General features: G+C 52.2%; 11 protein-coding genes and 1 other annotated feature. All 11 genes read right to left on the reverse strand.

The features are described from left to right. Positions 1-105: 105 nt before the first annotated feature. Entirely contained in the window at positions 106-471 is a 366-nt protein-coding gene (gene rplL / locus BN3795_RS05425) for a 50S ribosomal protein L7/L12 (protein ID WP_068783699.1), read from the reverse strand. Between the two features lie 69 nt (positions 472-540). Continuing rightward, positions 541-1,044, reverse strand: coding sequence for a 50S ribosomal protein L10 (rplJ, locus tag BN3795_RS05430; protein ID WP_068783700.1), 504 nt, complete (start codon positions 1,042-1,044; stop codon positions 541-543). 44 nt (positions 1,045-1,088) lie between these two features. Continuing rightward, positions 1,089-1,241: a sequence feature (ribosomal protein L10 leader region), on the reverse strand. Positions 1,242-1,322: 81 nt separating this feature from the next. After that, positions 1,323-2,015: a 50S ribosomal protein L1 gene (rplA, locus tag BN3795_RS05435; protein ID WP_068783701.1), complete on the reverse strand. Its 693-nt coding sequence runs from the start codon at positions 2,013-2,015 to the stop codon at positions 1,323-1,325. Between the two features lie 55 nt (positions 2,016-2,070). Next, positions 2,071-2,496, reverse strand: a complete 426-nt coding sequence (rplK, locus tag BN3795_RS05440; protein ID WP_016310704.1) for a 50S ribosomal protein L11 — start codon at positions 2,494-2,496, stop codon at positions 2,071-2,073. A gap of 115 nt (positions 2,497-2,611) precedes the next feature. Beyond that, positions 2,612-3,145 (reverse strand): transcription termination/antitermination protein NusG, encoded by a 534-nt coding sequence (nusG, locus tag BN3795_RS05445; RefSeq protein WP_068783702.1) that lies wholly within the window; start codon positions 3,143-3,145, stop codon positions 2,612-2,614. A 23-nt stretch (positions 3,146-3,168) separates the two neighbouring features. After that, positions 3,169-3,360 (reverse strand): preprotein translocase subunit SecE, encoded by a 192-nt coding sequence (secE, locus tag BN3795_RS05450; protein WP_009226623.1) that lies wholly within the window; start codon positions 3,358-3,360, stop codon positions 3,169-3,171. 21 nt (positions 3,361-3,381) lie between these two features. Then, entirely contained in the window at positions 3,382-3,531 is a 150-nt protein-coding gene (gene rpmG / locus BN3795_RS24965; protein ID WP_071784256.1) for a 50S ribosomal protein L33, read from the reverse strand. A 384-nt stretch (positions 3,532-3,915) separates the two neighbouring features. Then, positions 3,916-4,569, reverse strand: coding sequence for an RNA polymerase sporulation sigma factor SigH (sigH, locus tag BN3795_RS05455; protein ID WP_408635006.1), 654 nt, complete (start codon positions 4,567-4,569; stop codon positions 3,916-3,918). A gap of 158 nt (positions 4,570-4,727) precedes the next feature. Beyond that, complete coding sequence (locus tag BN3795_RS05460) at positions 4,728-5,249, reverse strand: NYN domain-containing protein (protein ID WP_068783704.1); 522 nt, start codon at positions 5,247-5,249, stop codon at positions 4,728-4,730. A gap of 5 nt (positions 5,250-5,254) precedes the next feature. Beyond that, a complete protein-coding gene (gene rlmB, locus BN3795_RS05465) occupies positions 5,255-6,007 on the reverse strand; it encodes a 23S rRNA (guanosine(2251)-2'-O)-methyltransferase RlmB (RefSeq protein WP_068783705.1) in 753 nt (250 codons plus the stop codon). A 32-nt stretch (positions 6,008-6,039) separates the two neighbouring features. Then, a partial coding sequence (locus BN3795_RS05470) for a Mini-ribonuclease 3 (RefSeq protein WP_068783706.1) occupies positions 6,040-6,456 on the reverse strand: 417 nt, incomplete at its 5' end.

Raw genomic sequence — 6,456 nt, forward strand, 5'->3', positions numbered from 1 at the left:
GCTCGTCCCCTATGATATCCATTTCTCCCCTACGAACGCAAGGGGGAGATAGGCAACAAACCCCTTGAATCAAGTTCAAGGGGTTTGTTATGGGAGAAGTAACGATTACTTCACTTCTACAGTTGCGCCTGCTTCTTCCAATTTTGCTTTTACGCTGTCCGCTTCTTCTTTGCCCACTTTTTCTTTCAGTGGTTTTGGTGCATTGTCAACCAGGTCTTTGGCTTCTTTCAAGCCGAGGCCCGTGATTTCGCGAACCACTTTGATAACGTTGATTTTGGAAGCACCAGCGTTAGTCAGGATTACGTCGAATTCGGATTGTTCTTCAGCTGCTGCAGCACCGCCGCCGCCGCCAGCTACAACAACCGGAGCTGCTGCAGTTACGCCGAATTCTTCTTCGATTGCTTTAACAAGATCGTTCAGTTCAAGAACGGTCATACCTTTGATTGCTTCCAAGATTGCTTCTTTACTCATGGTAGAACCTCCATTATATAATAGTTTATTTTGGGTGCGAGTCAGATCACTTGCTTCAGCAGAGCTAACTTACGCGCTTGCTTCTTCTTTCTCGGCAACGGCTTTGACAGCCAGTGCGAAGTTGCGCACCGGTGCTTGAAGCACGCTGAGGAGCATCGAAAGGAGACCTTCGCGGGACGGAAGATCCGCCAGCGCTTTGATTTGGTCGACGCCAACTACACGGCCTTCAACCACGCCACCTTTCACTTTCAGGGCATCGTTCTTCTTGGCGAAATCGCTCAAGATTTTGGCTGGAGCCACTGCATCTTCCGCACTGAACGCGATGGCCGTAGGACCGGTCAACACTTCGTCCAGCTCAGTCAATTCCGCAGCAGCCGTAGCGCGGCGAACGAGCGTATTCTTCAGCACTTGGAATTCCACGCCAGCTTCACGAAGCTGTTTGCGGAGTTCGGTAACTTGAGCAACATTAAGTCCGCGGTAGTCCGCTACAACAGTCGTTGCGCTTTCGCGCAATTTAGTTGTTACAGCTTCAACGGCTTCTTGTTTTGCTTGAATGACTTTTGCGTTTGCCAAACTGCACACCTCCTATTAGATTCATGAGCCTCTTGCTGCTTCCGCAAGGCATTGAAAAAAGCCTCCGCAGAATCACGAAGGCTTGACGGATCATCTGCACACAGCCAAGCCGCATGCATTGACGTTCTATCACAACACCTCGGTAGGAAATTAAGCCTTGCGGCACCTACTGTCTACGGTAAGCATATTCTTATTTAAGTCTCACATCAAAACAACTGTTCCAGTATACCAAGGGCAATCCTTGGTGTCAATCCCTGCTCCGCAAAAGGCGGAAGGTATTATCTGTAAACAGCCGTATTCACGCGAGCGCTTGGGCCCATGGTCGAAGAAATCGCGATATTCTTCAAGTAAACGCCTTTGGCAGCGGCCGGTTTAGCCCGGTTCAATGCGTCGATGAGAGCTTTGAGGTTCTCATTCAATTGTTCGGAAGTAAACGATACTTTACCGATCGGCGCATGGATTTGACCCGCTTTGTCCAGACGGTACTCGATTTTACCGGCTTTGATTTCTTGAACGGCTTTAGCTACGTCAAACGTAACTGTGCCCGCTTTCGGGTTAGGCATCAAGCCTTTACCGCCGAGCAGACGGCCGAGTTTACCAACTTCGCTCATCATGTCCGGTGTAGCTACGCAGACATCGAATTCGAACCAGCCTTGTTGGATTTTGTTGATCATGTCTTGATCGCCGACGAAATCCGCTCCGGCCGCTTCCGCTTCCTTCGCTTTCTCGCCTTTGGCGAATACCAATACGCGTTGGGTTTTGCCTGTGCCATGCGGCAGGACAACAACACCACGAACGGCTTGGTCTTGCTTACGAGGGTCTACGCCCAAACGAACAGCAGCTTCAACGGTTTCGTCGAATTTTGCAGTCGCCGCCTTCTTTACCAGTTCAACGGCTTCAGAAGGCTCATATGTCGCTTCGCTGTCAATCAGCTTAGCGGCTTCCAGGTATTTCTTCCCGTGTTTAGCCATGAATTCGTCCTCCTATGTGGTATTAGCGGAAATTCCTCCCACTTACGCTCCAAGATTAGTCTTGGATCGTGATGCCCATGCTGCGAGCAGTACCTTCAACCATGCGCATAGCCGCTTCAACGGATGCTGCGTTCAGGTCAGGCATTTTTTGCTCCGCGATTTGACGAACGGTGTCGCGCTTCACGGTAGCCACTTTCTTCTTGTTCGGTTCGCCGGAACCTTTCTCGATCTTCGCTGCAACGCGAAGCAGAACGGCTGCCGGAGGAGTTTTGGTGATGAATGTAAAAGAACGGTCTTCAAACACCGAAATTTCAACCGGAATGATCAAACCTGCTTGATCGGCGGTACGTGCGTTAAATTCCTTACAGAATGCCATGATGTTGACACCCGCTTGACCCAGCGCCGGACCTACCGGAGGTGCAGGGTTCGCTTTACCCGCAGGAATTTGCAGTTTTACCACTTTAATCACTTTTTTCGCCATGTAAAACACCTCCTTGCCCTAATAGTGGTAGACGGAACCTTCGGCTCCTCCCACTTTGAAACCCTAAGAAACCTTAATAGAGGAAATTCAAAAAGTCAACTTTTTGAATAACCAATTATATCTTCTCCACCTGAGTGTAATCCAGCTCAAGCGGGGTTTCTCGTCCAAACATGTTGACGTGAACCTTCACCTTGCTCTTGTCGGTCAAAATCTCCTCAATCGATCCGACAAAATTGGCAAACGGACCAACCTTGATGCGCACGGATTCCTTAAGCTCGAATTCGATGACCGGCTTCGGCTCCTCCATGCCCATATGCGCCAAAATCTGATCCACTTCTTCAGGGAGCAGCGGCGTAGGCTTGGAACCGGAACCCGTAGAGCCGACAAACCCGGTGACTCCCGGCGTGTTGCGGACAACATACCAAGAATCGTCGGTTTGGATCATTTCCACCAAGACGTAACCGGGGTAAACTTTACGCATGACAGTCTTCTTCTTACCGTCTTTGTTCACCACTTCTTCTTCCATCGGAACAAGAACGCGGAATATCTTGTCTTCCATGCCCATGGACTCGACGCGTTTTTCCAAATTGGCTTTGACTTTGTTCTCATACCCGGAGTAGGTATGAACGACGTACCATCTTTTTTCCATATCAAGCCACCTAGGGACCCTTCTTAAATTATCGCTTCGATCACAGCAGAGATGCCGATGTCCAGAACCCAAAAATAAATCGCGACAACGGTAATTGTACCGAGCACAATCAGCGTATAATTAGTCAGCTCTTTACGATTAGGCCAGCGAACCTTTTTAAGCTCAGCCCAGCTCTCAGAGAAAAAAGAAAACAACGACTTGAAACTACGTTTCATGCGCGACTACACCTCCAAAAACTATCTGGTTTCGCGATGAGGAACTTGCTCGTTACAAAACTTGCAAAATTTCTTCATCTCCATGCGGTCGGGGTGGTTACGCTTGTTTTTCGTTGTCGTGTAGTTTCTTTGTTTGCAATTCGTACAAGCCAACGTAATTATTACCCGCATGATGTGCACCTCCCGAAGACATTCTAGAATGAGCTGTCTCTAAATTGACCTAAATTCGAATGTTGCCGCCTAAAAAAGGGAAACACAAAATTAGGCCTACCTAAAACACTTTATCACATGGCACTACCTGTGTCAACGAGACATCCCGCGGAGCTCTTCGATTAATTATAGTATAGCTCACGAATTTGGAAGATAAACCCTTAGGCTGAGAATTCCACCGAGGAGCGGATTCGGAGAGGAGAGAGAAAAGGCGGATAACGCCAAGCGGAATTTTGTGAATCCGGCCTTGACGGGCCAGATAACGACGGTTGGAACGTGGTAAAAAAAGGGCTTCCTGCAGCCAGGCAACCCTTGGATTTACTTCATTATGTAACCGATATAAGTTCAGATACTGCCGTCTCGGACTTCCAGATAACGTTCCAGCTTGCGCTTCACCCGCTGCAGGGCGTTGTCGATCGATTTAACGTGGCGGTCCAGATCCACTGCAATCTCCTGATAGGATCTGCCGTCCAGGTAGAGCATCAATACCTTGCGTTCCAGATCGCTGAGGATCTCGGACATCTTGTCCTCCAGGCCGGTAAACTCCTCCTGGTTGATGATAAGCTCCTCCGGATCGCTCACCTGAGAGCCGCAAATGACGTCAAGCAGCGTCCGATCCGATTCCTCATCGTAGATGGGCTTGTCCAAGGAAACGTACGAGTTCAGCGGAATATGCTTCTGCCTGGTTGCCGTCTTGATGGCGGTGATAATCTGGCGTGTGATGCATAACTCCGCGAACGCTTTGAACGAAGCCAGCTTATCCCCCCGAAAGTCCCGGATCGATTTGTAGAGCCCGATCATGCCTTCCTGGATAATATCTTCGCGGTCGGCGCCGATGAGAAAATAAGACCTGGCCTTGGCGCGCACGAAGCTGCGGTACTTGTTGATCAAGTACTCGAGCGCTTCACTGTCGCCATCCCGAACCGCTTCGACGATGTCTTCGTCACTTTGGATCTCATAGTCAAACCTTACCCATGTTTCGAGTTTGACACTCACCACAAATCCCTCCGGCCGCAACGCACGGTTCCCCGTCACTCATTCAAGTAATACGAACAGTATATATGAAGGTGCATATTAGCGTCAACCGCAAAAGTACCAAAAGATGTAAAGTCGAACTTTGTCAAGGGCATTTGGTAGTAGAACTGGAGAATGCCCTTTCATTCCCTGCGCCATCGTTCGAACAGCTGTCGCAGCTCCGGACTCAGCTTGGCATCCAGCGTATTCCGGCTGGAATTGGCGCTGCGCTCCGCAATTTTGGCCTGAATCTCCTTCTCGCTTTGCTCCACCTGGATCAAAAGTTCACGGGCCGACACCCGCAAGGCTCCTTGCGCAAAAATCACGTGCTGCTCCACCATATCGCTGGTCGCAACATAGATTTGCCGGCGCCGGTGGCTGAGCTCAACGACCAGCCGTTCGATACATTCATCCGCCGTCTCCTTCTCTTTGGTGAACACCATCTCCACCTTATTCTGAGAGTAGGCCTTCCCCAGCCCCGGAACCCGGTAAGCGTCGAAGACCACGATGACCTTTCTCCCGGAAAAAGCTTGATAATCGGCGAGCCGCTCTAGCAACCTGTCCCGCGCGGCCTGAAGATCCTGCTTGGACAATGCGGCCAGCTCGGGCCACCCGCCGATCATGTTGTACCCGTCAACCAATAGCACATCGCGCCAATCGCGCATGGCCTCTATCCTTCAGCGCGTCGTTTGCGCAGCACTTCGTACATGATGACCCCGGCGGCAACCGAAGCGTTCAGGGAATTCAGCCGTCCGTTCATCGGGAGCTTGACCAAGACATCGCAGGTTTCCCGAACCAGACGTCCCATGCCTTTGTTCTCATTGCCGATGACGATCGCCACCGGCCCGCTCAGCACGTTGCCGCTGCGGTACATCTCTTCGGTTGCGCCAACGTCTGTACCGACAATCCATACGCCCGCTTCCTTCAGCTGCTCCATCGTCTGCACCAGATTGGTTACGCGGGCAACGGGAACATATTCCACGGCCCCGGCCGAGGTCTTCGACACCGTTGCCGTCACGGAAGCGGAGCGGCGCTTGGGGATGATCACCCCATGGACCCCGGTGCATTCGGCCGTCCGGAGAATCGAGCCGAGGTTATGCGGATCCTCAATCTCATCCAGAATGAGCAAAAACGGGGCTTCCCCTCGTTCCTGAGCCGCAGCCAGCAAATCCTCCACCTCAGCGTACGCGTACGGAGCAACCTGAGCGACCACGCCTTGGTGCTGCAGGCCGGGCGCCATTTGGTCCAGCTTCCGCTTGTCCACGAACTGGACGACGATGCCGTGTTTTTTGGCTTCAGCCACGATCGGCTGAGTCAGGTGCTTCTGGGCGCCTTCGGCCACCCAAATTTTATTGATCGTGCGGCCGGCATGCAGCGCTTCGAGCAGCGAATGCTTGCCGCCGATCCATTCTTGTTCCTCCATCGGAATCCTCCTATGCAATGTGTGACGCGCAATTAACCGCGGTCCCGGCGATCCTCCAAGTGGGCGAATCCCTGAGCGATCAACCAACGGAGGCGGTCATGCGCTCCGGTATAATAAAGGTATCCCACCAAGCTCTCAAAAGCGGTGGCAAGGCGGTAATCCTGCACATTGGCGTTCTTCGGCACCGTGCCGGATTTCGCGTTGCGCCCTTGGCGGACAACGTCCTTCTCTTCTTCGGTGAGCAGCGGCTCGATCAACTCCAGCAGCTGCGCCTGCGCTTTGGCCGAGACGTATTTCGTCGATTGGCCGTGCAAGTGGTGGGGCCGCAAATTCGGGCGGGCCATCACATGCTGGCGGACGGCGACCTCGTAGACGGCGTCGCCGATGTAGGCGAGGGCGAGCGGCGGCAGCAGCCGGGCGGGCTTGGCAGGCGGGTCCGGGAACCAGAG

The sequence above is a fragment of the Paenibacillus phocaeensis genome (assembly GCF_900021165.1).
GTDB lineage: Bacteria > Bacillota > Bacilli > Paenibacillales > Paenibacillaceae > Fontibacillus > Fontibacillus phocaensis.